This is a genomic window from Terriglobus sp. YAF25 (genome assembly GCF_052113305.1).
Lineage (GTDB): Bacteria > Acidobacteriota > Terriglobia > Terriglobales > Acidobacteriaceae > Terriglobus.
This window is the reverse complement of the sequence record NZ_JBFRCY010000555.1, coordinates 1-3,185: the sequence shown is the minus strand read 5'-3', so window position 1 is coordinate 3,185 and position 3,185 is coordinate 1. Positions and strand designations below refer to the sequence as shown.

4 protein-coding genes are annotated in these 3,185 nt (G+C 56.7%); all 4 read left to right on the top strand.

All coding sequences use genetic code 11. The annotated features are described in order from the left end of the window. Window positions 1-490, top strand: a 490-nt coding sequence (locus AB4043_RS19955; RefSeq protein ID WP_442307881.1) for an MlrC C-terminal domain-containing protein, incomplete at its 5' end; no start/stop codon positions are given. A gap of 48 nt (window positions 491-538) precedes the next feature. Further along, the gene (locus AB4043_RS19950; RefSeq protein WP_442307880.1) at window positions 539-1,516 is read left to right on the top strand and encodes a Gfo/Idh/MocA family protein; all 978 of its coding nucleotides are present in this window, start codon (window positions 539-541) and stop codon (window positions 1,514-1,516) included. Then, window positions 1,507-2,343, top strand: a complete 837-nt coding sequence (locus AB4043_RS19945) for a sugar phosphate isomerase/epimerase family protein (RefSeq protein ID WP_442299723.1) — start codon at window positions 1,507-1,509, stop codon at window positions 2,341-2,343. Before AB4043_RS19950 ends, AB4043_RS19945 begins: the two co-directional genes overlap by 10 nt. 43 nt (window positions 2,344-2,386) lie before the next feature. Next, on the top strand, window positions 2,387-3,185 hold a 799-nt coding region (locus AB4043_RS19940), incomplete at its 3' end, for a xylose isomerase (RefSeq protein WP_442307879.1).

Sequence of the window (3,185 nt, the reverse complement as noted above, 5' to 3'; positions counted from 1 at the left end):
GGATGTTGTCTTCGGTGGTATAGCGGACCGGCCGGCAGTTGAAGCCTGCTATCAGGCAGGCGTAGGCAAGACGATTCCGCTGTCGATCGGAGCTACGCTCGACCCTTATGCCAGCAAACCAGTAAAGGTACAAGCGACGGTGAAGTCGCTGCTTGATATCGCCGATCCGGCGAAGCGGGAAGCAGCCGTTCAAATCCAGGGCATCACGCTGATTCTCAGTGCGTACCGTAGGCCGTATCACGAGATCGTCGACTTCACGAAGATGGGCATCGATCCAAAGTCAGCGAAGATTGTCGTCGTGAAATCCGGCTATCTCGAACCACAGATCAAAGCCATCGCCAATCCTAATCTGATGGCGTTGACGGATGGCTCTATCAATCAGGACATCGTCCATCTGCCAGCGAATAAGTACCGCAAACCAACCTTCCCATTTGTGGATGACCTGACGTTCACACCCACGGTTTACACTTCGGCCCGAAGCCATTCCTGAGCCGTGTCTGATACATCCCTGACGGAAATAATGAATGCGGAGTTGTAAATGAAGATCGGTCTTATCGGATACGGTTTCATGGGTGGAGCCCATGCGGCCGCTATTCAGAGTCTTCCGGGCATGACCCTGTATGCCCTTGCATYCAACACACGTCCTTCCGCCGATAGCCCGACGCGCGGCAACCTTGCACTGAAGACAGCTACGATTGATGAGTCCGTGAAATGGACTCCGGATTGGCGCGATGTGATCAACGATCCGGCCGTCGATGCGGTCGATATTTGTTTGCCAACCCATCTTCATCAAGAAGTCATCACGGCGGCGTTGCAGGCAGGGAAGCACGTTCTCTGCGAGAAGCCAATGTCGCTGCACGCAACCGAGTGCGAGGAGCTGATGGCTGCTGCCGAAAAGGCAGGCAAAGTCTTCATGGTTGCCCAGGTGCTTCGCTTCATGCAGCCCTACGTCTATGCCATGGAGTATGTGCGGAAACTGGGAGCGGGCAGCATTCGTTCCTGCCAGCTGCAGCGCAGCACCGGCTTTCCGCAGTGGAGTACATGGCTTTCGGACGAAGCTCGCAGCGGCGGAGCGATTCTCGACCTGTTAAGCCACGATCTTGATCAGGTGYTGCTCTGGTTTGGAACTCCTGTCTCGGTCTCCGCGGTAAGCATCGGTGRGGTCGATACCGCGGAGATTACACTGCGCTATCCGAATGATCTAAAGGTGCAAGTTACCGGAGGCTGGTTAGCACCGGAGACGCCGTTTTCAGCGAGTTTCCGGGTAAGTGCAGCAGAAAGCGAGTTGCACTACGATGGCAGCGTACTCAAGCAGTTGCACGGCGGTGTCGCTGAAGAGATCACTATCCTTGAGCATGACGCCTACGCCGATGAGATTGCTTATTTTGTCGATTGCGCAACGCGCGGTGTGGCTCCCCTCCGCTGTCCTCCGGCGGACTCCGCTCGCGTGGTGCGCCTGTCTGAACTTGTAAAACGCTCCCGCGAGGAGCAGGGAAGAGAGATGCAATGGCAGTAACACCGATGCAGCTAGGACTTGTTTTCTGGGCAGAGAAGGAACCGGCAGTTCACCTTGCCGCATTGAAGGAGTTCGGTCTGAGCGCTGGACAGCTTGGTGTACCGCCCAGTCTGGATACAACAGCAGCGCTTGCCGGCTGGAAAGAAGCCCTGGCAAGCGGAGAGGTCTACTTCTCCAGCGCCGTGGCTGCGTACGCAGGAGAAGACTATGCCGATCTGCAGCGTGTGCACCAGACGGTTGGATTCACGGCTCCGGGCTATGCTGCTGAGCGCATCGAACGCACACATCAGGTCTCTGACTTTGCAGCGCAGCTTGGCTTGAAGGCTCTCTCCTGCCACATCGGCTTTATCCCCGAAGATGCTTCCGCGCCCTTGTACCAGGAGCTACTCGGCATTGCGCGGGAACTCTGCGATATCTGCGCCGCCAACGGCCAGAACTTTGTGCTTGAGACCGGCCAGGAGAGCGCCCGGACGCTTCTGCGTTTTCTGGGTGATGTGCAACGGCCGAACATCAAGGTGAACTTCGATCCAGCCAATATGGTGCTCTACGGTTCCGGCGATCCGCTGGAGGCGCTTGCGCTTCTGAAGGATCACGTCCTCTCTGTGCATTGCAAGGACGGCCGTTCTCCAGCAGGCCCTGGTCAGCTTGGAAACGAGGTAGCGCTTGGGGAGGGTGAAGTCGATTTTCCTGGATTTCTCAAGCTCCTGCAGCAGATCCACTACACCGGCCTGCTGACAATTGAGCGCGAAGAGCCCGATGCAGCCCAGCGGTCTGCAGATATCCGGCTTGCTGTGCAGCGGTTGAAGGATTGGAAACAGGCCCTCTGAGTAACGGAGCACCACAGGAATTTCCTTGAAGGAGATTGGAACGATGAGCAACACGGCATCTGGCTTCACAAAGCAGTACAACCGCCGCAACTTTCTTCGCGGTGCAGGCACGGGGCTGGCTGCCGGTTTGCTTGCTCCATCAGCGCTCGATGCACAACAGGCTGCGACTCCAGAGCCCATCACACATGCCGGCGTGAAGCGCGAGCTTACCGATAAGGAGAAGGTTGCGCGCATCGCCTCCAACAGCTATCCCATCCGCTGGATATTTAAGAATCGAGGCAATGTCGGCGACAAGAAGACCGTTGCCGAGATGAAGAAAAAATACGGCGAGATTACACTGCTGGACTTTCCGGCGTTCACCAAGGCGACCTTTCCCGGCGTAACGAAGATGGATATCTGGTCCAGTCTCTTTGGTGATGTGGACGATCAAAGCCAATACGAGCCGATGACCATCACCGGCTACGACGGGAAGCCTCGCCAGATCACCGAGTTCAATCCCGCAAGCGACAACGGCAAAAAGTGGCTCGAAAAGATGGCTGCGAAGCAACATGCCGAAGGCGTTGCGTGTCACCACATCTCCAATAATGCTCCGCGCGATATCTGCGATCTGGATGAAGCGAAGCGTCGCGCAGGAATCGACGTAGCGAAGAAGTGGCTGGACGGAGCGGCGATTCTTGGCGCTAAGAGTATGCGCGTCAACAGCGGAGGTCCCCGCATTGCTCCGTCGCCACAGCCGAATGAGACCAGCTACCCCAAGAATCCTGATCTCGAAAAGTACATGGACAAGTGCATCGAGTCATTCAAGGAGATGGCCGAGTATGGCGCCCAGGTGGGTGTGAAGG

Coding starts and splice junctions, on each gene's coding strand:
- AB4043_RS19945 (WP_442299723.1), top strand. CDS start 1,507: ATGGCAGTAACACCGATGCAGCTAGGACTTGTTTTCTGGGCAGAGAAG.